General features: G+C 70.0%; 21 protein-coding genes and 1 pseudogene. 9 read left to right on the top strand and 13 right to left on the bottom strand.

Annotated elements, in window-relative coordinates:
* Window positions 1-15: 15 nt before the first annotated feature.
* Together ACIOHP_RS01700 and ACIOHP_RS01705 are read left to right on the top strand one after the other, a co-directional pair.
* Window positions 16-1281 (top strand): MFS transporter, encoded by a 1266-nt coding sequence (locus tag ACIOHP_RS01700; RefSeq protein WP_401882341.1) that lies wholly within the window; start codon window positions 16-18, stop codon window positions 1279-1281.
* A gap of 392 nt (window positions 1282-1673) precedes the next feature.
* Window positions 1674-2696, top strand: coding sequence for a sigma-70 family RNA polymerase sigma factor (locus tag ACIOHP_RS01705; protein ID WP_384172424.1), 1023 nt, complete (start codon window positions 1674-1676; stop codon window positions 2694-2696).
* A 30-nt stretch (window positions 2697-2726) separates the two neighbouring features.
* Here ACIOHP_RS01705 and ACIOHP_RS01710 read toward each other — a convergent pair.
* Window positions 2727-2966: pseudogene (locus ACIOHP_RS01710) on the bottom strand (hypothetical protein); the annotation flags it as partial.
* A 143-nt stretch (window positions 2967-3109) separates the two neighbouring features.
* On the opposite strand from ACIOHP_RS01710, the gene ACIOHP_RS01715 reads away from it, so the two are divergent.
* A complete protein-coding gene (locus ACIOHP_RS01715) occupies window positions 3110-4030 on the top strand; it encodes an AEC family transporter (protein ID WP_401882345.1) in 921 nt (306 codons plus the stop codon).
* 63 nt (window positions 4031-4093) lie between these two features.
* On the opposite strand, the gene ACIOHP_RS01720 is transcribed toward ACIOHP_RS01715, so the two are convergent.
* The 8 genes from ACIOHP_RS01720 to ACIOHP_RS01755 all read right to left on the bottom strand — a co-directional run bounded on the left by ACIOHP_RS01720 (window position 4094) and on the right by ACIOHP_RS01755 (window position 13926).
* On the bottom strand, window positions 4094-5386 hold the full coding sequence (locus ACIOHP_RS01720) for a thymidine phosphorylase (protein WP_401882348.1): 1293 nt from the start codon (window positions 5384-5386) through the stop codon (window positions 4094-4096).
* Window positions 5387-5468: 82 nt separating this feature from the next.
* On the bottom strand, window positions 5469-5867 hold the full coding sequence (locus ACIOHP_RS01725) for a cytidine deaminase (RefSeq protein ID WP_307026713.1): 399 nt from the start codon (window positions 5865-5867) through the stop codon (window positions 5469-5471).
* Window positions 5864-7123 carry an ABC transporter permease gene (locus tag ACIOHP_RS01730; RefSeq protein WP_361548383.1) on the bottom strand — a complete coding sequence of 420 codons (1260 nt, stop codon included), beginning with the start codon at window positions 7121-7123 and terminating at the stop codon, window positions 5864-5866. Before ACIOHP_RS01730 ends, ACIOHP_RS01725 begins: the two co-directional genes overlap by 4 nt.
* The gene (locus ACIOHP_RS01735; protein WP_361548381.1) at window positions 7123-8241 is read right to left on the bottom strand and encodes an ABC transporter permease; all 1119 of its coding nucleotides are present in this window, start codon (window positions 8239-8241) and stop codon (window positions 7123-7125) included. The genes ACIOHP_RS01730 and ACIOHP_RS01735 overlap by 1 nt, the downstream gene beginning before the upstream one ends.
* Complete coding sequence (locus ACIOHP_RS01740) at window positions 8238-9884, bottom strand: ABC transporter ATP-binding protein (RefSeq protein ID WP_401883110.1); 1647 nt, start codon at window positions 9882-9884, stop codon at window positions 8238-8240. The genes ACIOHP_RS01735 and ACIOHP_RS01740 overlap by 4 nt, the downstream gene beginning before the upstream one ends.
* 214 nt (window positions 9885-10098) lie before the next feature.
* Window positions 10099-11148 (bottom strand): BMP family protein, encoded by a 1050-nt coding sequence (locus ACIOHP_RS01745; RefSeq protein WP_401882353.1) that lies wholly within the window; start codon window positions 11146-11148, stop codon window positions 10099-10101.
* Between the two features lie 231 nt (window positions 11149-11379).
* Complete coding sequence (locus ACIOHP_RS01750) at window positions 11380-12420, bottom strand: BMP family ABC transporter substrate-binding protein (protein WP_361548375.1); 1041 nt, start codon at window positions 12418-12420, stop codon at window positions 11380-11382.
* Window positions 12421-12705: 285 nt separating this feature from the next.
* The gene (locus ACIOHP_RS01755) at window positions 12706-13926 is read right to left on the bottom strand and encodes a M20 family metallopeptidase (RefSeq protein WP_361548372.1); all 1221 of its coding nucleotides are present in this window, start codon (window positions 13924-13926) and stop codon (window positions 12706-12708) included.
* A gap of 402 nt (window positions 13927-14328) precedes the next feature.
* Between ACIOHP_RS01755 and ACIOHP_RS01760 the strand changes: the two genes are divergently transcribed.
* The gene (locus ACIOHP_RS01760; protein WP_401882356.1) at window positions 14329-14601 is read left to right on the top strand and encodes a hypothetical protein; all 273 of its coding nucleotides are present in this window, start codon (window positions 14329-14331) and stop codon (window positions 14599-14601) included.
* Between the two features lie 10 nt (window positions 14602-14611).
* Entirely contained in the window at window positions 14612-15289 is a 678-nt protein-coding gene (locus tag ACIOHP_RS01765; protein WP_361548366.1) for a class I SAM-dependent methyltransferase, read from the top strand.
* 26 nt (window positions 15290-15315) lie between these two features.
* Here the strand turns inward: ACIOHP_RS01765 and ACIOHP_RS01770 are convergent, their stop codons facing one another.
* The 4 genes from ACIOHP_RS01770 to ACIOHP_RS01785 all read right to left on the bottom strand — a co-directional run bounded on the left by ACIOHP_RS01770 (window position 15316) and on the right by ACIOHP_RS01785 (window position 20070).
* Entirely contained in the window at window positions 15316-16386 is a 1071-nt protein-coding gene (locus ACIOHP_RS01770) for a hypothetical protein (RefSeq protein WP_401882359.1), read from the bottom strand.
* Window positions 16387-16445: 59 nt separating this feature from the next.
* The gene (locus tag ACIOHP_RS01775; protein ID WP_266521501.1) at window positions 16446-17387 is read right to left on the bottom strand and encodes an N-acetylneuraminate synthase family protein; all 942 of its coding nucleotides are present in this window, start codon (window positions 17385-17387) and stop codon (window positions 16446-16448) included.
* A gap of 14 nt (window positions 17388-17401) precedes the next feature.
* Window positions 17402-18616: a cytidylyltransferase domain-containing protein gene (locus ACIOHP_RS01780; protein WP_401882363.1), complete on the bottom strand. Its 1215-nt coding sequence runs from the start codon at window positions 18614-18616 to the stop codon at window positions 17402-17404.
* A gap of 131 nt (window positions 18617-18747) precedes the next feature.
* Complete coding sequence (locus tag ACIOHP_RS01785) at window positions 18748-20070, bottom strand: DUF6716 putative glycosyltransferase (protein ID WP_361548358.1); 1323 nt, start codon at window positions 20068-20070, stop codon at window positions 18748-18750.
* A gap of 198 nt (window positions 20071-20268) precedes the next feature.
* Between ACIOHP_RS01785 and ACIOHP_RS01790 the strand changes: the two genes are divergently transcribed.
* The 4 genes from ACIOHP_RS01790 to ACIOHP_RS01805 all read left to right on the top strand — a co-directional run bounded on the left by ACIOHP_RS01790 (window position 20269) and on the right by ACIOHP_RS01805 (window position 24042).
* Entirely contained in the window at window positions 20269-21255 is a 987-nt protein-coding gene (locus tag ACIOHP_RS01790; protein ID WP_361548355.1) for a glycosyltransferase family 2 protein, read from the top strand.
* On the top strand, window positions 21255-22598 hold the full coding sequence (locus ACIOHP_RS01795) for an alpha-2,8-polysialyltransferase family protein (protein WP_401882366.1): 1344 nt from the start codon (window positions 21255-21257) through the stop codon (window positions 22596-22598). Before ACIOHP_RS01790 ends, ACIOHP_RS01795 begins: the two co-directional genes overlap by 1 nt.
* A gap of 138 nt (window positions 22599-22736) precedes the next feature.
* Window positions 22737-23714 (top strand): hypothetical protein, encoded by a 978-nt coding sequence (locus ACIOHP_RS01800; protein WP_401882369.1) that lies wholly within the window; start codon window positions 22737-22739, stop codon window positions 23712-23714.
* A 19-nt stretch (window positions 23715-23733) separates the two neighbouring features.
* Window positions 23734-24042: a DUF6193 family natural product biosynthesis protein gene (locus tag ACIOHP_RS01805; RefSeq protein ID WP_401882372.1), complete on the top strand. Its 309-nt coding sequence runs from the start codon at window positions 23734-23736 to the stop codon at window positions 24040-24042.
* Window positions 24043-24047 lie beyond the last annotated feature (5 nt).

Here is a 24047-nt window from a genome sequence, read left to right on the forward strand (position 1 = left end):
ACGTAACTTCGAGGCATGCCTGCCAGTACCGAGGCGTCCATGACCATGGGCGCCGTATCCGCTGTTCCTGTCGTCGACTCCCGTATGGCCCCGGGCGGCCCCGGCTACCGCCGGATGAGCTTCGCCCTCTTCCTCGCCGGGGTGGCGACCTTCGCCCTTCTGTACTCCACGCAGGCCCTTCTGCCGCTGATCTCCGGCGACTTCGGGGTGGCGGCGAGCGACGCGAGCTGGACGGTGGCGGCGGCGACGGGCGGACTGGCCCTGTTCGTCCTCCCGATGAGCGCGCTGTCGGAGCGGTACGGACGGCGCACGGTCATGACGGGCTCGCTGGCGGTCGCGGTGATCGTCGGTCTCCTGGTCCCGCTGGCTCCCTCGCTGCCGGTGCTGGTGGCGCTGCGGGCGTTGCAGGGCGCGGCGCTGGCCGGCCTTCCGGCTTCCGCCACGGCCTATCTGGCGGAGGAGGTCCGGCCGAAGGCGCTGGTCACGGCGATCGGACTGTTCGTCGCGGGCAACAGTGTCGGCGGGATGAGCGGCCGTGTCATCACCGGCTGGGTCGCGCAGGAGTGGGGCTGGCGGGTCGCCCTGGGCGTGATCGGCGCGATCGCGGTCGGGTGCGCGGTGGCGTTCCGGCTGCTGCTGCCGGCGCCGAAGCACTTCGTCGCCGGGTCGCTGAAGCCGCGGGTGCTGGTGCGGACGGTCCGTGATCACCTGTCCGACCCGCTGATGTGCCGGCTGTACGCGATCGGCGCGCTGTTCATGACGGTGTTCGGCGGTGTGTACACGGTGATCGGGTACCGGCTGACGGAGGCACCGTTCGATCTGCCGCAGGGCGTCGTCGGCTCGATCTTCCTGGTGTACCTGGTGGGCACGGTGTCGGCGTCCACGGCCGGGCGGCTGGTGGGGCGCCTCGGGCGGCGGGGTGCGCTGTACGCGGCGGGCGCGACGACGGCGGCGGGTCTGGTGCTGTCGCTGGCGGACTCCCTGGTGCTGGTCCTGCTGGGTCTTGTGCTGATCACGGGTGGGTTCTTCGCGGGGCACGCCTGCGCGTCCTCGGCGGTCAGCAAGACGGCGACCGAGGGGCGGGCGCAGGCCTCGGCGCTGTACCAGTCGGCGTACTACATCGGCTCCAGTGTGGGCAGCACGGTCGGTGCGCTCGCCTTCCACGCGGGTGGCTGGGCCGGGACGGTCGGGGTCGGTCTGCTGGCGGTGCTCGGCGTCGTCACGATCACCGTCCTCGGAACGCGCGCGGCCCGGGCCCAGCAGCGGCTCCTGGCGGCCTGAGCCGCACGTCCCCCCTTTTCTTCCCCCTGGTCGAGGTCGGTCGGCCAGGGGGACTGCCTTTTCTCGCCCCCGCCGCCCCTACCCGTCCCATCCCTGGGGGCTGCGCCCCCAGCCCCCCGCTTCGGCCCTGAAGGGGCCTCGTCCTCAAACGCCGGACGGGCTGAAAACAAAGACAGAGACCGGCGTCGGCAAATCCAGCCCCTCCGGCGTTTGAGGAGCGGGGGTCAGGGGGCAGCGCCCCGGGAGGATGGGACGGGTAGGGGCGGCGGGGGCGAGAAGCGTCCCACCTGCACGTTCGATCACTCGGCACGCCATTGTCAGTGCCCTGCGATAGCTTCGAACGTGGTGGGCGCAAAGGCGCGACACAGAACGGCCACAGGGGTGGGTGGACGATGACGGACAGCACGATGACAGCGGACCTCGACGTCAGGCTGGAGAAGCACCGGGTCGAGCTGACCGGGTACTGCTACCGCATGCTCGGCTCGTCCTTCGAGGCGGAGGACGCGGTGCAGGACACGATGGTCCGCGCCTGGCGCAACTACGAGAAGTTCGAGGGCCGTTCCAGCCTCCGCTCCTGGCTCTACCGCATCGCGACCAACGTCTGCCTGGACATGCTGACGGCCGGCAACAAACGCGCGAGGCCCATGGACCTCACCGACTCCACGCCGCTCGCCCAGGCCGCCCTCTCCCCCCGCCCGGACCACACCTGGCTGGAGCCGATGCCGGACGCCCGCATCCTGCCCACCGTCGAGGACCCGGCGGAGGCGGCCGTGGCCAAGGAGTCCGTGCGGCTCGCCTTCATGGCGGCCCTGCAGCAACTCCCGCCCAAGCAGCGCGCGGTGCTGATCCTGCGCGAGGTGCTGGCCTGGAAGGCGAGCGAGGTCGCCGAGTTGCTCGACACCACGGTCGCATCGGTCAACAGCGCCCTCCAGCGGGCCCGCGCGACCCTCGCCGAGCGGGAAGGGCACGGCGCGGACGCGACGGTGTCCGACCCCCTGGACGAGGAGCAGCAGAAGCTCCTGGACCGCTACATGGCGGCGTTCGAGGGGTACGACATGACGGCGCTGACGGCCCTGCTGCACGAGGACGCCATCATGACGATGCCGCCGTTCGACCTGTGGCTGACGGGCCATGACGACATCACGGGCTTCATGACGACCCTGGGCTCGGCCTGCGAGGGCTCCCGCCTGGTGCCGGTGCAGGTCAACGGTCTGCCGGGGTTCGCGCAGTACAAGCCGGACCCCGAGGCGGGCGGCTACACACCGTGGGCGGTGCAGGTCCTGGAGATCTCAGAGGGCCGGCTCACCGGGTTCCACTTCTTCCTCGACACCAAGAGGTGGTTCCCGCTGTTCGGGCTCCCCCTCCATCTCGACGCTCTCGAAGCGGAGTCCGACCAGGTCGAGGAGGGCGTGTAGGGCCGGGTCGGGGTCTCTGAGCCGTATCCGTCCGCCGGCCCGCCGGGCGGCGAGCTGGAGCCGCGCCAGCAGATCGACGGTCCCGAGCCCCGGCGGTCCGAGCCCGGCCACATCACAGACGACGACCCCGGCCCCGGTCGTGTCCAGCAGTGCCCGCACGTCGTCACACAGCCCCGCCACCTCGTCCCGGGTGACGGGGCCGGCCAGTACGAGCACGGCGGGTGTCATGGCGTCCACGATCTGTAGACCGGGCGGGCGGGCAGAACTCATCGTCGCTGTGAGGGCCGTGCGGCAGTCCACCGACCGGGATCACATTGACCTGGGCATCCTCTTCCCCAGAGGGTTGGCTGTATGCCCCACGGATCAGCACCGCCCTGGATATCCCACGCCCTCCTCACCGACGAGGAGGTTCCGTGCAGGGGGTGCTGACCGGCTTCGCCGTCATCGCCGTGGTCATCGCCGTCGGGTATCTGATCGGACGCCGCGGCTACCTGGGTGACAACGGCCGCGAGGTCCTGACCAAGCTCGCCTTCCACGTCGCCTCCCCGGCCCTGCTCTTCACCACCCTCGCGCGGGCCGACCTGTCGATGGTCTTCTCCAGCCGCCTGGTCGTGACCGCGCTGAGCACGGCGGCGGTGGCGGGCGTCTTCGTGACGGTGGGTGTCGTACGCGGCTGGGGCGTGGGCCGTACGACGATCGGGGCGCTGTGCTCCAGCTACGTCAACTCCGGCAACCTCGGCATCCCGATCGCCGTGTACGTCCTGGGCGACGCCTCGCTGGTGGCCCCGGTGCTGCTGTTCCAGCTGCTCCTGGTGACCCCGATCGCGCTGACCGTCCTGGACCTGTCGGGCCGGGACGGCAAGGACCCCCTGTGGCTACGGCTGCTGACTCCGCTGCGCAACCCGATCGCGGTGGGTTCGCTGGCGGGGGTCGCGGTCTCGGCGACCGGCCTGCGCATCCCCTCGGCGGTCATGGACCCGGTGACGCTGATCGGCAACATGTCCGTCCCGGCGGTGCTGTTGGCGTTCGGCATCTCCCTGTGCGGCAGCACGATGCCGGGCCGGGGCCCGGACCGCCACCTGGTGCTGCTCTCGGTCGCGCTGAAGTCGGTGGGCCAGCCCGCGGCCGCCTGGGCGCTGGCGGTGGGGGTGTTCGGGCTGCGCGGGCACCAGCTCCTGGACGTGGTGGTGACATCGGCGCTGCCCGCGGCGCAGAACCTCTATACGTATGCGTCGAGTTACCGGGTGGGCGAGCGCCTGGCGCGGGACGCGATCCTGGTGTCGACCGTGCTGTCGGTGCCGGTCCTGGTGGTGGTCGCGGCGCTGCTGGGCTGACCGCGGGCACACAAAGGGGGCCGGCGCCCGAAGGCGCCGGCCCCCTTTTCCTGTCACCTCACATCAGGCGATTCGCTCCAGCACCACCGGCGACGGCGTGAAGTCCGTGCCCGCGGCGGCGATGTCGTAGGAGCCGTCGACCGCCTCCAGCGCGTACGCGAAGCGCTCCGGGGTGTCCGTGTGGAGGGTCAGCAGGGGCTGGCCCTCGGTGACCGTGTCGCCCGGCTTGGCGTGCATCTCGACGCCCGCGCCCGCCTGGACCGGGTCCTCCTTGCGGGCGCGGCCCGCGCCGAGGCGCCAGGCGGCGATGCCGATGTCGTAGGCGTCGAGGCGGGTCAGGACGCCGGAGGCGGCGGCCTTGACCACGTGCTGCTCCTTGGCGACCGGCAGCTCCGCGTCCGGGTCGCCGCCCTGGGCCGCGATCATGCGGCGCCAGACGTCCATGGCCGAGCCGTCGGCCAGCGCCTTCGCCGGGTCGGCGTCCTTCACGCCCGCCGCGGCGAGCATCTCGCGAGCCAGGGCGATGGTGAGTTCCACGACGTCCGACGGGCCGCCGCCCGCCAGCACCTCGACCGACTCGCGGACCTCGAGGGCGTTGCCCGCCGTCAGGCCCAGCGGCGTCGACATGTCCGTCAGCAGGGCCACCGTCCTCACGCCGTGGTCGGTGCCCAGACCGACCATCGTGGAGGCCAGTTCGCGGGCGTCCTCGATCGTCTTCATGAAGGCGCCGGTGCCGACCTTCACGTCCAGGACCAGGGAGCCCGTGCCCTCCGCGATCTTCTTCGACATGATCGACGAGGCGATGAGGGGGATCGCCTCCACGGTGCCGGTGACATCGCGCAGGGCGTACAGCTTCTTGTCGGCCGGGGCGAGACCGTCGCCGGCCGCGCAGATCACCGCACCCGTGGTGTCGAGGACGTGCAGCATCTCCTCGTTCGACAGGAGCGCGCGCCAGCCCGGGATCGACTCCAGCTTGTCCAGCGTGCCGCCGGTGTGGCCGAGGCCGCGGCCGGACAGCTGCGGGACGGCCGCGCCGCACGCCGCGACCAGCGGGGCGAGGGGCAGCGTGATCTTGTCGCCCACTCCGCCGGTGGAGTGCTTGTCGGCGGTCGGGAGGGACAGCGCCGAGAAGTCCATGCGCTCGCCGCTCGCGATCATCGCGGCGGTCCAGCGGGAGATCTCGCGGCGGTTCATGCCGTTGAGGAGGATGGCCATGTTCAGCGCGGCCATCTGGTAGTCGGCGACCTCCCCGCGGGTGTACGCGTCGATGACCCAGTCGATCTGTTCGTCGCTGAGCTCACCGCGGTCCCGCTTGGTGCGGATGACGGAGACGGCATCCGTCGAGAAAACGGCCATGAAGCATTCCTTCCGGACAATCAGAAAGTGCGCGGCCCCTCCGAGCCCGATGGATCATCAACTCGGAGGGGCCGCGCGGGAGTTACTTGGTGAGATGGCCCGGCCCGAAGGCCTGCGGCAGCATCTCGGACAGCGGCAGGATCCCCGCCGGGGTCTCCAGGAGGAGATCCGGGCCGCCGAACTCGTACAGCAGCTGACGGCAGCGCCCGCAGGGAACGAGGATCTCTCCGCGGCCGTCGACGCAGGTGAAGTGCGTCAGCCGGCCGCCGCCGGTGCGCTGCAGCTCCGAGACCAGCCCGCACTCGGCGCACAGGCCGAGTCCGTAGGAGGCGTTCTCGACATTGCAGCCGGAGACCGTACGGCCGTCGTCGACGAGGGCCGAGACGCCGACCGGGTAGCCCGAGTAGGGGGCGTACGCGTGGGTCATCGCCTCGCGCGCCACCTCCCGCAGGGCGTCCCAGTCGAAGTCGGCGGAGGTCACTTCCCCTGCCCCTTCCGATAGGGCAGTCCGTCCGCCTTCGGCATCCTCAGGCGCTGTGCGGACAGCGAGAGCACCAGCAGGGTGATGACGTACGGGCTGGCCGTCACGACCTGGTTCGGGACCTCGTTCGTGGTGGTGTACCAGACGAACATCAGGGCCGAGATCACGGCGGTGATGGCGGCGGGGACGTACTTCTTCTTCCAGACGAGGTACGCGACGCCGAACACCAGCAGAATCGCCAGGAGCAGGATCAGCGCGTGGACGTTGGTCGTGCCGCCGCGCAGCTTGAGGCTGTCGGTGTAGCCGAACAGACCCGCGCCGAGGGCGAGTCCGCCCGGCATCCAGTTGCCGAAGATCATCGCGGCGAGACCGATGTAGCCGCGCCCCGCCGTCTGGCCGTCGAGGTACACGTTGGACGACACGATCGACAGGAAGGCACCGCCGAGGCCGGCGAAGCCGCCGGAGATGATCACGGCGATGTACTTGTACTTGTAGACGTTGACGCCGAGGGACTCGGCGGCGATCGGGTTCTCGCCGCAGGACCGCAGCCGCAGACCGAAGGACGTGCGCCACAGCACGTACCAGGTGGTGGGGACGAGGGCGACCGCCACCACGGTGAGCGGCGACAGGTCGGTGATCAGGCCGCCGACCAGGCCGGCGATGTCGGAGACCAGGAACCAGTGCTTCTGGTTGAGGGTCTCCAGCCAGCTGGACAGCCCTGGGACGTCGAAGGTACCCAGCGACTCGATCGGCGGGGACTGCTTGGAGGAGCCCTGCGCGGCCTCCTCGAAGGTGTACTTCGACAGATAGCGGGTGGTGCCCAGGGCCAGGATGTTCAGGGCCACACCGGAGACGATGTGGTTGACGTTGAACGTCACGGTGGCGATGGCGTGCAGCACGGCGCCGAGCGCGCCGCCGATGATGCCGACGATCACGCCGGTCCAGGGGCCCCACTGGTAGCCGGCCCAGGCACCGAACCAGGTGCCGAGGATCATCATGCCCTCGAGGCCGATGTTGACGACGCCCGCGCGCTCGGCCCACAGACCGCCGAGGCCCGCGAGGCCGATCGGCACGGCGGAGCGCAGCGCGGTGGACATCTGGCCGGTCGAGGTGATGCCGTCCGCGCCGGTGATCAGGCGGACGACGGACGTCAGGATGAGAACGCCCGAGATGATCAGGAGGACGACAGGCAGCGAGATGCGGCGGCCGCCCTTTCCGGGCTTCGCCGGCGCCTTGGCGATGGTCGCGGTGCTCATCAGACCGCCACCTCCTTCTTCGTGTTGGCGGCGGCCGCGGCGAGCTCCTCACCGACGCGCTTCTGCTGGCGGCGCAGACCCCAGGTGCGGACGACCTCGTAGGAGATGACGACCGCGAAGACGATCAGGCCCTGCATGATCGTGGCGATCTCCTTCTCGTACGGCTCGGGAGTCGCGTAGTCGAGAGCGGGGGACGCCTTGTCGAGGAAGGCCCACAGCAGGGCGGCGAGTGCGATGCCGCCGGGGTTGTTGCGGCCGAGCAGGGCGATGCCGATGGCGGTGAAGCCGAGGCCGGCCGGGAAGCTGAGGCTGTAGGTGTGGGCGTCGCCGAGCAGCAGCGGCAGGCCCGAGATGCCGGCGACCGCGCCGGAGATCAGCATCGCGGTGAGCACCATGCGCTTGGCGTTGACGCCGGAGGCCGCGGCGGCGGACTCGGACTCACCGGTGGCCCTGAGGTCGAAGCCGAAGCGGGTGCGGTTCAGGACGGCCCAGTAGCCGATGCCCATGGCGATCGCGAGGAAGACCAGGCCGTAGATCTCGCCGACGTCCGAGCCGAGGTTGATGCCGGGCACCCAGCCGGAGTCCTTCATGATGCCGGTCGTGACGTTGTCCCCGACCAGCACGCCGAAGTTCTCGGTGAGGGTGAGGTAGCCGATGAGGCTGGTGGCGATCGAGTTGAGCATGATCGTCGAGACGACCTCGCTGACCCCTCGGGTCACCTTCAGCAGGCCCGCGATGCCGGCCCACATGGCGCCGGTGAGCGCGCCGACCAGGATCAGCAGCGGGACCTGGAGGGCCGACGGCAGCGCCACGTGGGCGCCGACCACCGCGGTCATCATCGCGCCGAGGCGGTACTGGCCGTCGACGCCGATGTTGAACAGGTTCATCCGGAAGCCGAGGGCGACCGCGAGGGCGGCGATGTAGTACATCGACGCCTGGTTGATGATCAGTACCTGTACGTCGGAGTAGCCGGCCTGCTCCAGCATGAGCGTGTACGGCTCGATCGGGCTCTTGCCCGAGGCGATCAGCACGACCGAGGTCAGCAGGATCGCCGCGACGAGCGCCAGGGCCGGTCCGGCCACGGCGAGGAGCAGTCGCTCCTTGTCGAACTTCTTCATCGGGCCTCGTCCTCCGGGGCGCTCTCGTCCTCGACGTGCTCAAGGTGTCCGGTGGCGGCACCCGTCATGGCGGAACCGAGTTCCTCCGGGGTGACGGTGGCCGGGTCGGCGTCGGCGACCAGCCTGCCGTTGTAGATCACGCGCAGGGTGTCCGACAGGCCGATGAGCTCGTCCAGGTCGGCGGAGATCAGCAGCACGGCCAGGCCCTCGCGGCGGGCGTCGCGGATGCGGTCCCAGATCTGGGCCTGTGCGCCGACGTCCACACCGCGGGTGGGGTGGGCGGCGATCAGGAACTTGGGGTTGTGGCTCATCTCGCGGCCGACGATCAGCTTCTGCTGGTTGCCGCCGGAGAGGGAGGCCGCGGTGACGTCGATACCGGGGGTACGGACGTCGAACTCCTCGACGATGCGGCGGGTGTCGGCCTGGGCGGCCTTCGGGGTCAGCCAGAAGCCCTTGGCGTTGGGCGTCTCGGTGACATGGCCGAGGATGCGGTTCTCCCAGAGGGGGGCCTCCAGGAGCAGGCCCTGGCGGTGGCGGTCCTCGGGGATGTAGCCGACGCCGGACTCGCGGCGCTTGCGGGTGGCCCAGGAGGTGACGTCCTCGCCCTCGAAGAAGATGGCTCCGGAGTCGGCGTTCTTGGTGCCGATCAGGGCGTCGATGAGCTCGGTCTGGCCGTTGCCCTCGACACCGGCGATGCCCATGACCTCACCGGCGTGGATGGTGAAGGAGACGTCGTCGAGGACCTTCTTGACCTCGGCGCCGCCCGCCTCGTCCATGAGCAGGGAGGCGGACGACTCGCCGAGCGTGAGCGCGCCCGAGGAGTACACGGTGAGGTCCCTGACCTCCACGACGGCCCGGTCGGTGACCGTGGACTCGGCGGTCTCCGGGGTGGGGAGCTCGCTGCCGACCATCATCTCGGCGAGCTGGCGCGGAGAGGTCTCGGACGGTACGGCGGTGCCGACCGTCGTGCCGCGGCGGATGACGGTGATCTCGTCGGCGACGGAGAGGACCTCGCCCAGCTTGTGGGAGATGAAGATGACCGACAGGCCCTCGGACTTCAGCTCGCGCAGGTTGGCGAAGAGCGCGTCGACCTCCTGCGGCACGAGGACCGCGGTCGGCTCGTCGAGGATCAGGGTGTCGGCGCCGCGGAAGAGGACCTTGAGGATCTCCACGCGCTGACGCTCGGCGACACCGAGGTCCTCGACCAGGACGTCGGGGCGGACGCCGAGGCCGTAGCGGTCGGAGATCTCCTTGACCTTCTTGCGGGCGGTGCCGCCGATGCCGTACAGCTTCTCGCTGCCCAGCACCACGTTCTCCAGGACCGTGAGGTTGTCGGCGAGCATGAAGTGCTGGTGGACCATGCCGATGCCGCGGGCGATGGCGTCGGCGGGACTGCCGAAGCTCACCTGGGTGCCGCCGACCGAGATGGTGCCCTCGTCCGGCTTCTGCATGCCGTAGAGGATCTTCATCAGGGTCGACTTGCCGGCGCCGTTCTCACCGACGAGGGCGTGCACGGTGCCTTTTCGGACAGTCAGGTGGATGTCGTGGTTGGCGACGACACCGGGGAAGCGCTTGGTGATCCCCGCCAGCTCTACCGCGATCGTCGACGGTGCGGTGAGCGGAGGGCTGCTGGACGCGTCGATGGCGCACTCTCCTTGGGAAAGGGGCCGCTCTACGCGCGTAGCGCCCCTGCTTTAAATAGTGCCCGGACCTGATCGTTCTTTTCTGACGGACGATCCGTTCCGAGCATTCTGCCGCGCGAACGGGGCGCGAGGAGCCATCCTCTCCGCGCCCCGTTCCGCGGCCGTAACGCTGTCATTACAGCGTTTCTTTGGCCAAGGCCTCTACCCGGAAGGGTCAGGAGGTCTTCACCTTGATGGTGCCGTCCTTGATGCCCTCGGACGCCTTCTTGATCGCGTCCTGGATCTTGGCGTTGTCCGCGAACTCCGGGTTGGAGTTGGAGACGCTCACGCCGCCGTTGGAGAGGCTGCCGCGGACGACGCCGGTCTCCGGCTTGCCGTCGTGGACGGACTTGGCGAGCTCGTAGACCGCGCCCTCGACGTTCTTCATGGCGGAGGTGAGGATCGAGGCCTTGTACGCCTTCAGCGCGTCCTGCTTGTACTGGTCGGAGTCGACGCCGATCGCCCAGATCTTGTTGGCGTTGGCGGCCTTGATGACACCCTGGCCGGACAGGCCCGCGGCGGCGTAGACGACGTCGGCGCCGTCGTCGATCTGGCCCTCGGCGGCGCTCTCACCCTTGTCGGGGCTGGAGAAGCCACCCTCGGCGGCGGTCTCGGTCAGGTACTGCACCTTGACCGTGACGCCCTTCTTGGTGTCCTCGACGCCCTGCTTGTAGCCGGCCGCGAACTTGTGGATCAGCGGGACGTCCACGCCACCGATGAAGCCGACGGTGTTCGACTTGGTGGACAGGGCGGCCGCGACACCGGCCAGGTAGGAGGCCTGCTCCTCGGAGAAGACGAGGTCGGCGACATTGTCGGCCTTGGTCTGCTCGTCGTCGACGATGCCGAAGGTGGTCTTCGGGAACTTGGCCGAGGCCTCCTTGACGGCCGGCGCGTAGGCGAAGCCGACGCCGATGACCGGGTTGTAGCCCTGCTTGGCGAGGGTCTCCAGGCGCTGGACCTTGTCCGCCTCCGACTCGCCGTCCTGCGGCTCGACGGCCGTGGACTTGTAGCCGAACTCCTTGTCGGCCTTGTCCAGGCCGGCGGTGGCGGCGTCGTTGAAGGACTGGTCGCCCTTGCCGCCGACGTCGTACGCCAGGGCCAGACCCAGGTTCTTGCTGTCGCTGCTGCTGCTGGACTCGCTGGACGAGCTGCCACAGGCGGACGCGGTGAGGGCCAGCGCTGCGGTTGCAACGCCTGCAATCGTGATTCGGGACACCCGGCGCATGGAACGAGACTCCTTTGTGCAAGCGCCCAAACCAGGCGCTGGTTCCGCCGCAGCGTAACGCGCGTAGACCAGACGGAAAACCCCTTCTGTCCGGTCCGTTACCGAGCTGTGGCCACAGTTGGTGGACAGACTACGGACAGCAGTACGCCCCTTGCGGGAGGCAAGGGGCGTACGAGCTGCAACGCTGCCCGGGCGGGCGAACGAAGGGGCCTTTCGGCCCCGCGTCGGGCCTTACGAAGTCTTCACCGTCACCTTGCCGTCGATGATGTCCTGCTTGGCCTTGTCGACCGCCGCGACGACCTCCGTCATGGCCTTGTACTTCGGGTTGGAGTCGGCGAAGCCCACGCCGCCGGACTTCAGGTCACCGCGGACGACACCGGTGAGCGGCTTGCCCTCGTGGACCGACTTGGCGAGCTCGTAGACCGCGCCGCCGACGTTCTTCAGCGCCGAGCCGAGGATGTAGTCCTTGTAGCTCTTCAGCGCGTCCTGGTTGTACTGGTCGGAGTCGACACCGATCGCCCAGACCTTCTTGGCGGCGGCCTCGGAGATCACGCCCTGACCGGAGAGACCGGCGGCGTGGTAGATGACGTCGGCACCCTTCTCGATCTGACCGCTGGCAGCCTCCTTGCCCTTGTCAGGGCTGGAGAAGCCACCTTCCGCGGGCGTCTCGGTCAGGTACTGCGACTCGATCTTGATGCTCGGGTCGACGGACTTGACGCCCTGGACGAAGCCCGCGCCGAACTTGTGGATCAGCGGGATGTCCACGCCGCCGATGAAGCCGACGTGCTTGGCCTTGGAGGTCTTGGCGGCGGCGACGCCCGCGAGGTAGGAGGCCTGCTCCTCGGAGAAGACCATGTCGGCCACGTTGGCGGCCTTGGTCTGCTCGTCGTCGATGATCCCGAAGGTGGTCTTCGGGAACTTGGCGGCGACCTCCTTGACGGCCGGCGCGTAGATGTAGCCGACGCCGATCACCGGGTTGTAGCCGGCCTTGGCGAGCTCGGTCAGACGCTGGACCTTGTCCGCCTCCGACTCGCCGTCGCTCGGCTGGACGTCCCGGCCGCCCATCTTGAATTCCTTGTCGGCCTGCTGGAAGCCGGCGTAGGCGGCGTCGTTGAACGACTGGTCGCCACGGCCGCCGATGTCGTACGCCAGGCCGATGCCCTTGCCCGAGTACGTGCCGGACGAGGACGACTCGGACGCGTCGTCGCTGCCGGCCTTCGTGCTGGACTCGCCACAGCCGACGGCCGCGAGCGCGATGACCGAAACGGCCACCACTGCTTGGGAGAACCTGGTCCTCCGAGATATGGAACGCACAGCAAGCACCCCTTCATCCCACGGCCCGTCGAACGGCCCGCTTCCCCAATGCGCCGCCGATGGTGGCCATTTCGGCGCACAGTAACGCGCGTAGACGAGGAGGGGAACGGGGTTTCTCGTGGCCGTTATCGAACCGTGCCGCCATCGGGTTACGTTCGCCGTCCGCCGGTTACACCCGGGTGACACGAGGGGACGAAGGGGTGCCAAACCGGCCACCCCTTCACAAGATCTTCTACGGACCTCTCAGGAAACCCCATCGAGCAGCGCGGCGGCGGTGAACAGCTCCACGCCCGCCGTGATCGCCGACTCGTCGGCGTCGAAGTCACCCTGGTGGAGATCCCGTACGGTCCGCTCCCCCGGGGTGCGGACACCGAGCCGGGCCATGGCTCCCGGCACATGCTCCAGATACCAGGAGAAGTCCTCGCCGCCGAGGCTCTGCTCGGTGCCCTCGACCGAGGCGGCGCCGCGCCGGGCGGTCATGGCGTCCCGCAACAGATCGGTGACGGCCGGGTCGTTGACCACGGGCGGCACGCCGCGCACGTAGTTGATCTCCGACTTGGCGCGATGCAGGTTGGCGACTTCGTCGATCGCGGCGACCACGACGTCGGGCGCCTGGCGCCAGGCCTCGATGTCCAGGCAGCGCACGGTGCCGGAGAGCTCGGCGTGCTGCGGAATGACATTGGGCGCGTGCCCGGACTCGATCCGCCCCCAGGTCACGGCGAGCCCGGCACGGGTGTCGATCCGCCGCGCGACGATCGCGGGCACGTCGACGACGACACGCGCGGCCGCGGTCACCAGGTCCGTCGTCAGATGAGGCCGCGCGGTGTGACCGCCGGGTCCGCCGAGGGAGATCTCCAGCCGGTCGCACGCGGAGGTGATGGCACCGGCCCGCAGCCCGATCCGCCCGGCGTCCACCCGCGGGTCACAGTGCACGGCGATGATCCGCCCGACGCCTTCCAGCACCCCGCACTCGATGGCGTCGGCGGCGCCGCCGGGCAGCACTTCCTCGGCGGGCTGGAAGACCAGTCGCACGGGCCGCGGCAGCAGTCCCTGCCGATGCAGGTCGGCCAGCACGAGGCCGGCCCCGAGCACGACCGTCGTATGCACGTCGTGCCCACAGGCATGGGCCCGGTCCGGCACGGTCGAGCGGTACGGGCAGTCACTCTTCGTGTCCGGAATGGGCAGCGCGTCGATGTCGGCGCGCAGTGCGAGCGCGGGACGCCCGCCGCTCCAGTCCCCGATGTCACAGACGAGTCCGGTACCTACCGCGAGCACACGCGGCCGCAGTCCGGCCTTCTCGAGCCGCGCCTTGATGGCGGCGGTCGTACGGAACTCCTGGTTGCCGAGCTCCGGGTGCATGTGCAAGTCACGTCGGAACGCGACAAGTTCGGCACGCAGCGACTCCGGCAGCGTGCCGGGAAGCGGAGCTTCCGCGGGAAGATCGGCCTCGGACTCTAGGGACATCAATTGCTTCACCCTCTGAAGGGTAGGACGCCGGGCCGACCAACTGCCCCTCGATCAACAAAAGTTCAACCCGTTAGGGGAAGAAAATCCGGCCGCTCGACGCATACGTATCGGCTGGGATGGGTAAACTCGCCCGACTTTCGGCCGAGTGGATCATGAAATCCCCGGAGAGAGGCCCGGCAGAGGACATCCGGCCACATCCGTCACTCATCCACTCCTCCCTCCACGGATACCACGCCCGGTGCCGCCCCGTCGGCTCTGTTCACCTGTCGGGACCGCGCCGCCCCGTAAATCCACCCTGCCTCCACTGAGACGCTTGTTCCGGTCCCGGAATCATCACCGCCGCGCGACGTTTCCGCCACGCGACGTGACGGCCGGACCGGACGGGAGCACCCTTCCCCTATGGAGGCATGCGGCTGCGGTGAGGACCAGATCCCACGGATGCTGGCGGAATTCGGCGTTCTGGGGGTGGCGGGCCTGGTCCTGGCGATCCTGGTGATCATGACGCTGGCGGGCTGGCTGCTGGTGTCGGCGGTGCTGCTGTTCCAGCGGTGGCGCCACCCTCCGCTGACGGTCGAGGAGCACGCGCCGGGCACCCTGGACGGATTCACCTGGACGACCGGGGACCCCGGCCTCCTCCGAGATCTTCGCCCGGGGCCGGACGAGCCTCGCTAGGGTCGCCCCCGTGAGCGCCGAGCACCCGGACTACATACGGGACACCCGCACCTCGTACGACACGATCGCCGACGCATACAGCGAGCGGTTCCCCGCCGACGGACTGGCGGGCCTGCACGTGGAGCGCGCCCTCTTCGGCGCCTTCGCCGAGCTGGTGAGAGCGACCGGAGGAGCCGCCCCCGTCGCCGACCTGGGCAGCGGCCCCGGGCACGTCACCGCGCATCTGCGGGGCCTGGGCCTGCCGGTCTTCGGGGTCGACGTCTCGCCCCGGATGGTGGCGCTGGCCCGCCGGGGGTATCCGGAACTCCGGTTCCACGTGGGTTCGATGACGTCCCTGGACCTGCCGGACGCGACGCTGGGCGGGATCACCGCCCTGTACTCGGTCATCCACGTCCCGGACGAGCACCTGCCCGCGACGCTCGCCGAGTTCCGCCGGGTCCTGGTGCCCGGCGGATACGTACTCCTCGCCTTCCAGGCCGGGTCGGATGCGGATACGGACACCGAGCACCTGCACCTCGCCGAGCGCTTCGGACACGAGATCTCGCTCGACTACTACTGGCGCGACCCGGACGCCGTGGCCGAGCAGCTCGGCAAGGCGGGCCTGCGTCCGCACACCCGGGTGCTGCGCGAGCCACAGGAGGGCGAGGTGCGCCCGCGCGCCTTTCTCCTGGCGCGCAAGGACGGTTAGGCCGCCGGATACGCCCCGCCCCGCCTTCACACCGCCGCGACCACCGACGACAGCCGGTGCACATCCCGCGCCGTCCCCGTCACTCCCGACAGGAACCCCTGCGCCCGGGGTGAGGCGTTCTCCGTCAGCCAGCTCGGGTCGATGTCGCAGACCGAGACCCGCACGTCGGTGCCGACCAGGGCCAGGGGCAGGGTGTGGACGACCGTCGAGGGGAAGCTCAGGATGGTGCGGCCGATCGGGCCCCGGCGGGCGATCAGTTCCAGGGGGAGGTCCGGGCGGACTATTTCCAGGCCGGTCTCGACCGCCAGACGGTGGAGTTTCTCCGTGCTCTCGCGGCGGTGGGCGAAGTAACGGGTGGTGCCGTGAGCCTTGGCGAGGGTGCGGACCGCCTCCAGGTACCGCTCGCCGTCCACCACCCCCGTCTCCACCAGCGACGTGCCCACCATGTCGGCGCCCTTGGTGATGCGGGGCGGGCCGAAGCGGGCGCGGGTCCAGGCGAAGGTGTTGGCCGAGACCGTCACGCCCGCCGGGGTCTCCTCCATCGGCATCGACGAGAAGATCTGCACCCGCCGGCGCTCGCTCGGGGTCAGCCGTTTGCGGGCCGAGGCCGACACCGGAGCGAAGATCAGGTCCCGGGGGCCCGGGCGGCCGCCCTTGCGGTGCCAGCGGACCAGCTTTTCCCCACGGGCGAGTTGGGCCACGAACTCCATCGTGGCCGTGCCGTCGTCGACGACGACCAGCTCGGCCGCGCGCGTGATGGTCAGCAGGAGTTGTACGTAGCGGGAGAACGGGTCGCCGAGGACGACCCGGTCCGCCCTGCGGAGCGTGCCCGCCAGGCCCCCGATGGTCTGGAAGGGGGCCGCGGGGCCGCCCCGGGCCTCCTCCCAGCGGACCGCGTGACCCTCGTCGCGGGCCAGCTCGGCCATCCGGCGGAGCTGGCCGCGGGTCATGGGGTCGGTCGGGGACAGCACGACGAGGGTGAGCCCCGCGCCGGGTGCGTGGGCGTGCGCCCACTCCAGCACGTTCAGGAGCTGTACCGGGCTCTCGACGAACGCGAGAGTGGAGTTGCTGCCGGCTGATCCGGCGCGGCGGCTCATCGACGTACGACCGTCCCCTAAGTGATTCAACTCAGAACTTCAGCCTCGGAACTTCAGCCTCAGACCGAGACCGGCTCGCCCGCGGCGGCGGCGATCTCCGCCTCGGCGACGACGCCCGAGACGCGGCGGAGCTTCTTCATCGGGCCGAGCTCGGAGTCGTAGACCTTCTTGACGCCGTCGCCGAGGGAGGCCTCGATGGTGCGGATGTCGCGGACCAGGCGGGTCAGGCCCTGGGGCTCGACGGAGGCGGCCTGGTCGGAGCCCCACATCGCGCGGTCGAGGGTGATGTGACGCTCGACGAAGGTGGCGCCGAGGGCGACCGCCGCGAGGGTGGTCTGCAGGCCCGTCTCGTGGCCGGAGTAGCCGATCGGGACGTTCGGGTACTCCTCCTGCAGGGTGTTGATCACGCGCAGGTTGAGCTCCTCGGCCTTGGCCGGGTAGGTCGAAGTGGCGTGGCAGAGAAGGATGTTCTCCGAGCCGAGGACCTCGACCGCGTGGCGGATCTGCTTCGGGGTCGACATGCCGGAGGACAGGATGATCGTGCGGCCGGTGGCGCGCAGGGCGCGCAGCAGCTCGTCGTCCGTGAGGGAGGCGCTCGCCACCTTGTGCGCCGGGACGTCGAACTTCTCCAGGAAGGCGACGGCCTCGGTGTCCCACGGGGAGGCGAACCAGGCGATCCCCTTCTCCTTGCAGTACTCGTCGATCTGGCGGTACTCGTCCTCGCCGAACTCCACGCGGTGGCGGTAGTCGATGTAGGTCATCCGGCCCCAGGGGGTGTCGCGCTCGATGTCCCACTGGTCGCGCGGGGTGCAGATCTCGGGCGTGCGCTTCTGGAACTTGACGGCGTCGCAGCCGGCCTCGGCGGCCACGTCGATGAGCTTGAAGGCGTTCTCCAGCTCGCCGTTGTGGTTGATGCCGATCTCGCCGCAGATGTAGACGGGCTGGCCGGGACCGGCGATGCGCTCGGTACCGAACGTGCGGAGGCGGGAGTTAACAGACATGACGGGAACGTTCCTTAACTGTCGAGGGAGTCGAGAGAGGGGCCGAGGATCCAGCTGGCGATCTCTCGGATCGCGCCGTCGCCACCGGGGACGGTGGTGACCGCACGGGCGGCGCCGCGTACCACGTCGTGGGCGCTCGCGACCGCCACGGGCCAGCCCACGAGGGCGAAGCACGGGAGGTCGTTGACGTCGTTGCCGACGTAGAGCACGCGCTCGGGCGCGATGCCCTGCTCCTCGCACCACTGCTTGAGTGCGAGGTCCTTCCGGTCGATGCCGTGCAGGACCGGGAGCCTGAGCTTCCGGGCCCGGGCGGCGACGACCGGGTTCTGCTCCGTGGAGAGGATCAGCATGTTCAGGCCGCTGTCGCGCAGGGCCGCGATGCCGAGGCCGTCCCCGCGGTGCACGGAGACGAACTCCTTTCCATCGGCGTCGATCAGCACCCGGTCATCCGTCTGGGTGCCGTCGAAGTCCAGTACGACCGCGTCGATGTCGTCTGCGGTCGGCAGCGAACCGGGGCGGTCCGCGTCGAACAGGGGGGCGAGCGCCCGCGCCCTGGCGAGGTCGTGCGGGTCGTCGATCTCCAGCACGCGCGCGGCGTCGGTGCGGACGAGCTCCGTGCGGCCGAAGAAGCGGTGCTGGTGCTTGCGGAAGCCGACCGCGTCCATCGCGTAGGCGGCGCCGGTCTCCAGGAGGTCCTGGGGGCGGTCCTGGCGGCGGGGGCGGTAGGACTTGTCGTGGTTGACGCCGTGGCCGCCGGTGGCCTCGTCGTCCGCGTCGCGCCAGATGAACCCATGGAAGGCTGCCACGGTGACGGCGGTGTCGGCACCGTCCTCGACGACCGCGCCCGCCACTCCGTCGATGTCCTCGCGCACCAGGAACGGGCTGGTGCACTGCACGAACACCACCACGTCGACCGCCGCGCCGTGCAGCGCCTCGTGGGTGTCCATGGCGTGCAGCACGGCAGCCTCGGAGGTCGCCGTGTCCCCGGCGATCGCGGCGGGCCGCAGCACGACCTCGGCACCGGCCTCGCGGGCCGCGGCGGCGATGGCCTGGTCGTCGGTGGAGACGACGACATCCGTCACGAACCGGGTGGCGAGGCACTCGCGTACCGCACGGGAGACCAGCGGCACGCCCCCGACCGGGGCGAGGTTCTTCGCGGGCACACCCTTGGAGCCGCCGCGCGCGGGAATGACGGCGAGCACGCGACGCACCGCCGGGGAGTCGGACATGGGTTGCACTCCTTGTGCAGAGGTCTGGAGGGGGGCGGCGAAGCCGCCTTCAAGGGGCGCGGGGAACTGCGCGACCGGCCCGGACGGCGCAGCAGCCGCGAGACGACCCGAGGAGGCACTCTGGAAGGCGCTCACAACTCCCCCATCCGCCGAATGACAGGCGCCACCCGCTGCACCCCGTGCCGATAGGCCCCCCGCGCGGCCCGCCGCACGATCTGCCGCACCGGCCCCGGCTCCCGGTCATGCGCGGGCGCACCCGGCAGCGGACTCCCGTCGGGACCGAGGTGATGGCGGGCCAGAATGCCGGGCAGGTAACCGGGGGCAGTGGCGGGTGTGTAGTACGGGGTCAGCGGCGCCGGCCCCCCGGGACGGGCCAGGAGCTTGGCGATCCGCTCCCGCGCCGCGTCGAAGGCGGTCTCGTACGAGCCGTCCGCCACCACGCCCTGCCGGGCCACCCACTCCGCGTCGGCCACCGGCCGGTGCCCCGCGTCCAGCTGGTCCCAGGAGGCGAGGCAGCCGGAGCCGACGAAGTGGTGGTTGCCGAGGACCTCGCGGACGCCGAGGTCGGTCAGGACGACCGTCGGGATCCGGCGGTGCAGGGACTCGAGCGCGGCCGTGGAGCTGATCGTGACCAGCAGGTCGGTGCGGTCGAGGACCTCGCCCATGTTCCCGTACACCAGGCGGAAGTTGGCCGGTGGATCGAGCCGCTGGACCAGCTTCTGGTAGGGCTGCTCCTCGATGTGCGTGGTGTGTTCGCCCGGCTTGGAGCGCAGCTTCAGCAGGACCTCGCGCTCGGGGTGCAGCCGGGCGTGCCGGATCAGCCGGTTCAGCAGGTACGTCCGGTCCTTGCGGCTGTCCGGGACGGAGGGCTGCACGGCGAACACCACGGTGTACGGGTCGTGCTCGCCCTCGTAGGCGGACCCGCCGAGGAACGGCAGCGCCACCTCCGTCACCGACGAGGCGTCGGCGCCCACCCCTTCGTAGACGGCCCGGAAACGGTCCGCGTCCTGGCGGGAGTTGGCGAGGACCAGGTCGGCGCCGTGGCGCAGGAGGAGGCCGTCGGCGAGCTTCTCGTAGACGACACCGACGTAGCCGGTGACGACGACGGGACGCTTCTCGCGGCCCTCCCACACCCGCTTGAGGCCGTGCAGCACGGCCTGGACGCCGCCGCCGACGAGGGCGACGACGACCACGTCGTACTCCTCCTCGGCCATGGCGCGCAGGAACTCGACGGCCGTGACCTCCCGCAGCGAGTCGGCGGGCACGCCGACCTCCGCCAGCTGGCGCGGGGTGGGGGTGGCGCGTCCGCGCAGCAGGAACCCGCTCAGGGCGAGGGGCCCTTGCGCGTCCTCGCGCGGGGCGATGCGGTGGGAGGTGAGGGCACCCCATTTCCAGCGGGTGTCCGAGTCCGCTAGGACCGCGATTCGCGTCGGCTTCGTTGTACTTGCTGGCACGTCCAAGACGCTAGAAAGCAATTCCCAGGAATGGCCCAACCACGAATCAACGAAAAGTTAACAACAGCCCACCGAGAGCCGAACTGGCCCGCCGAAGACCGGGAAGTACAGGGGATGCACCGTTCCGACACATTCAGTTCACCCCCCGTACGATCAGCGTCCAGTTCCCCTGCCGGGCGGCCTTCTACCGTTTCGCAGGTGCCAAAGCTTTCCGTGATCGTGCCGTTCTACAACGTGCAGCAATACGCCCCGGACACCCTCAGAACTCTGCGGCTCAACGCCCGGAGCGACTTCGAGTTCATCCTGGTCGACGACAAATCCAGGGATGAAACGCCGGCCATTCTCGAACGGGCGGCCGAGTCGCTTTCGGATGTCGCGCAGGTGAGATATATCCGCCATGAGGAGAACGGAGGTCTCGCCACCGCCCGCAACACCGGACTGGACGCGGCGACGGGCGAGTACCTCACCTTCCTCGACGGCGACGACTGGCTCGCGCCGGGCTATCTCGCCGAGCTGGTGGCGGCCATCGAGGACCTGGGCTGCGACTTCATCCGCACCGACCATGTCCAGGCGACCGCCCGCGCCCGGTCCGTCCACCGGGCGCCGGTCGGGCTGCGCGGGGAGGTGCTGAACCCGCGCGAGGCGATCCTGCCCGCCGACCGGACGACCTCCGTCGACTACGCGTACGCGTGGGCCGGCGCCTACCACCGCCGGCTCCTGGACAAGGGCCTGCTGCACTTCACCGACGGGCTGCGCACGGCCGAGGACCGGCCGTGGATCTGGAAGCTGCACCGCGAGGCGGAGTCGTTCGCCGTGGTGAGCCTGCTCGGCGTGTTCTACCGGCGCGGGGTCGCCTCCTCGCTCACCCAGATCGGCGACGCCCGCCAGCTGGACTTCATCCGCGCCTTCGACCAGGTCGTCGAGGAGACGGCGACGGACCGGGACGCCGCCCGGCTGCTCCCGAAGGCGGTGCGCACCTACTGCGCGATCATCGCCCACCACCTCTCCGACGAGGCCAAGTGGGAGCCGGGCGTGGCCAGGCAGCTCCAGGCGATGAGCGCGGCGGCCATAAAGCGGATGCCGCAGGACGCCCTCGGCGACGTACTCGACACGATGGACCTGCGCCGCTCGTCCAAGCTGCGGCGACTGCGGCGCCGGGTCACCACAGCGAAGGCGGCTGCCTGATGTCCCCCCACCCCCGTCGTACGACCCAGATCTTCTGCGCCTCCACGCTGTACGGGGCCGCCACCCTGGCCGCCGCGATCGACTCCGACCTCTTCGAGGAGGCGGAGCGGCGGGTGCTGCTGGTGTTCAACAACTCGGCGAACCCGGAGACCACTTTGGCGGTCGACGCCATGCCGGGCTTCGAGCCGCTCCGCGACCACTTCGACGACGTGCTGTCCTGGAACGAGGCCATCCGCCCCTTCCACCCCGGCTCCTGGACACCGCGCGCCGACGACATCCCGCTCTTCGAGCGTTATCTGCGGCTGCTCTGGGACCTCGGTGACGATCGCGTCGAGCTGGTCCTGGAGTCCATCCAGGTCACCCCCGCGCTCACCGTGGCCCAGCTGTTCACCGGCGCCCCCGTGCATGTCTACGCGGACGGCCTGATGAGCTACGGCCCCACCCGCAACAAGCTCGACCCGCTGGTCGGCACGCGCGTGCGCCGGCTGCTCCACCTGGACCTGGTGCCGGGCCTCACGCCGATGCTGCTGACCGAGTTCGGCGTGCCCGGGCAGGTGGTGCCGACGGGCGCGTTCCTGAAGGTGCTGAGCGAACTCGGCGAGGCCGTACCGGAGTTGCCCGAGCTGCCGGAGAACTCTGCGCTGCTCCTCGGCCAGTATCTGTCCGCGCTGAACATCCTCTCCGTCAAGGAGGAGGAGGACCTGCACGTACGGATGATGCGCGGCGCGGTCGAGCGCGGGCATCGCAGCGTCGTCTTCAAGCCGCACCCCACCGCGCCGGCCCGCTTCAGCCGCGTCCTGGAGACCGAGGCCGGGAAGCTGGGCGTCGACCTGACCGTCCTGGACACCCCCGTCCTCGCCGAGGTGCTGTTCGAGAGGGCCCGGCCGGGGCTGGTCGTGGGCTGCTTCTCGACGGCGCTGTTCACGGCGTCCGTCTTCTACGGCCTTCCCGTCGCCCGCATCGGCACCGAGCCGCTCCTGGACCGGCTCACGCCGTACCAGAACAGCAACCGGGTCCCGGCGGTGCTGGCCGACGCCGTGCTGGCGGACCTGGAGTCCCGCAAGGGCGAGGACGCCGTGCCCGAGGAGGACCTGAACGGTCTGGTCACCGCGGTCGGCTTCACCATGCAGCCGCAGCTGCACCCGGGTCTGCGGCCGGCCGCCGAGCGCTACCTCTCCCAGCACTTCGGCCCGCGTACCCAGCGCTACTTCAAGCGCAAGCGCCTGACCTCGCTGGGGCTGCCCGGCGGCATCCCGGAGCGGCTGTCGTTCCTGCCGCGCAACTCCACCGCACGCCGGGTGGTCCGGCGGGCCAAGGCGTTGCGGAAGGCCGTGAAGCGCTGAGCGAATGAGGGATGAACTTCCCGGAAAGGCCGTGGAAATACAGCCCAACTATCGAGCTACTCCGTTGATTCAATGGTGAAGCGGTGTCCGGGTCCCTAGGATCACGGGCACCGCCTATCCGAATCCCGTGAGGCACTCATGACGAAGCTCGGCCGGCTCTACTCCCTCTTCGACACCGTCACCCTGCCGGAGAACCTGCCCTACACCCAGTGCAGCGCCTGGGAGCTGCAGTTCCTGTACCTGGTGGGCCGGCACCACCTCACGGGCCGGGACCGGATCGTCGAACTGGGCTCGGGGGGCGGCGGATCGACGTACGCGCTCGCGCTCGGCCTGAGTCAGAGCCCCGTGTTCGACCCGAAGACCGGGCGGCTGCACGCGTACGACTTCTTCCGGGTCGGCAAGGGCACCTTCGCCTCGGAGAAGTTCTTCGACTCCGGTCACCGGCCCGCGGACGACAACTCCTTCCTGGACGACTTCAAGGGACGCCTGGAGCCCTTCCTGCCGTTCCTGGAGATCCACGCCGGTGACCTGTGGCAGACCTCGGACCCCGAGGACACCAGCCCGGTGGAGTTCCTGCACATCGACATCGCCAAGACGGCCCGGGTGTTCCGGTGTGTGTCGGAGCGGTTCCTGACCCGGATGCGGCCCGGGACGGTCGTCCTGCACCAGGACTTCGCCGGGCCCCGGCTGCCGTGGCTGCACCACAGCACCGGCGCGCTGCTGCCGTACATCGAGATCGCCGGTCCGCCGATCCGCTCCACCCTCGCCTTCGAGGTGACGAAGCCGATCCCTGCGGACGTCCTCGAGCGCATCACGGAGGACGACTACACGGTCGACGAGAAGCTCGCCCTGATCTCCGCCGTCCAGGAGAGGATCGACCGCGACCACACCGGCGGCATCCCCTTCAAGTCCGTGCTGGAGCTGTCCAAGGCCTACGTCGCCCACTACGACGGCCAGCACCGGCGGGCCTGGTCGATCGCCAGGCCGCTGACCTCCGACGCGTACCTGAGCCGCACCCGCGCGGACCACTTCGAGCAGCTGCGGAAGGCGTACGAGAAGGAGCCGCAGAGCGGTTCGAAGCTCACCCGGCTGCTGCACAAGGCCGTCGGCCGCTGAGCTGTCGCATGATAGGTCCATGGACGCGGACGCGGCGACAGAGGCGGGCTGGCAGAAGGCGCGGGACGACGGGCGCGTACGGCCGGAGTTGCTGGACCTGGCCTACGCGGATCCCCGCCTGCGGCGCCGGTTCCCCTGGGTCGGGATGGGGGAGCTGCACTTCAGCCGCACCGCGGAGCAGCCCTGGACCTGGGACATCCCCTTCGTCCTGTCCGAGTACGGGGGCACCTACTTCGTCATGGGCCCGTCCCGGCAGGAGTCCTTCGGCCGGGTGACGACGGCGCGGGAGGCCATCGACCTGGTGCTGGAGCACCTGCCGGACGAGTGAGGTGC

The organism is Streptomyces sp. NPDC087859 (genome assembly GCF_044742595.1).
Classification (GTDB): domain Bacteria; phylum Actinomycetota; class Actinomycetes; order Streptomycetales; family Streptomycetaceae; genus Streptomyces; species Streptomyces canus_F.

Excerpts from the sequence above, each read along its gene's own strand:
- ACIOHP_RS01800 (WP_401882369.1), top strand. The coding sequence starts at position 22,737 with ATGACGAAGCTCGGCCGGCTCTACTCCCTCTTCGACACCGTCACCCTG.
- ACIOHP_RS01705 (WP_384172424.1), top strand. The coding sequence starts at position 1,674 with ATGACGGACAGCACGATGACAGCGGACCTCGACGTCAGGCTGGAGAAG.
- ACIOHP_RS01780 (WP_401882363.1), bottom strand. The coding sequence starts at position 18,616 with ATGTCCGACTCCCCGGCGGTGCGTCGCGTGCTCGCCGTCATTCCCGCG.
- ACIOHP_RS01720 (WP_401882348.1), bottom strand. The coding sequence starts at position 5,386 with ATGGCCGTTTTCTCGACGGATGCCGTCTCCGTCATCCGCACCAAGCGG.
- ACIOHP_RS01795 (WP_401882366.1), top strand. The coding sequence starts at position 21,255 with ATGTCCCCCCACCCCCGTCGTACGACCCAGATCTTCTGCGCCTCCACG.
- ACIOHP_RS01770 (WP_401882359.1), bottom strand. The coding sequence starts at position 16,386 with ATGAGCCGCCGCGCCGGATCAGCCGGCAGCAACTCCACTCTCGCGTTC.
- ACIOHP_RS01735 (WP_361548381.1), bottom strand. The coding sequence starts at position 8,241 with ATGAAGAAGTTCGACAAGGAGCGACTGCTCCTCGCCGTGGCCGGACCG.
- ACIOHP_RS01730 (WP_361548383.1), bottom strand. The coding sequence starts at position 7,123 with ATGAGCACCGCGACCATCGCCAAGGCGCCGGCGAAGCCCGGAAAGGGC.
- ACIOHP_RS01755 (WP_361548372.1), bottom strand. The coding sequence starts at position 13,926 with ATGTCCCTAGAGTCCGAGGCCGATCTTCCCGCGGAAGCTCCGCTTCCC.
- ACIOHP_RS01775 (WP_266521501.1), bottom strand. The coding sequence starts at position 17,387 with ATGTCTGTTAACTCCCGCCTCCGCACGTTCGGTACCGAGCGCATCGCC.
- ACIOHP_RS01700 (WP_401882341.1), top strand. The coding sequence starts at position 16 with ATGCCTGCCAGTACCGAGGCGTCCATGACCATGGGCGCCGTATCCGCT.
- ACIOHP_RS01805 (WP_401882372.1), top strand. The coding sequence starts at position 23,734 with ATGGACGCGGACGCGGCGACAGAGGCGGGCTGGCAGAAGGCGCGGGAC.
- ACIOHP_RS01760 (WP_401882356.1), top strand. The coding sequence starts at position 14,329 with ATGGAGGCATGCGGCTGCGGTGAGGACCAGATCCCACGGATGCTGGCG.
- ACIOHP_RS01745 (WP_401882353.1), bottom strand. The coding sequence starts at position 11,148 with ATGCGCCGGGTGTCCCGAATCACGATTGCAGGCGTTGCAACCGCAGCG.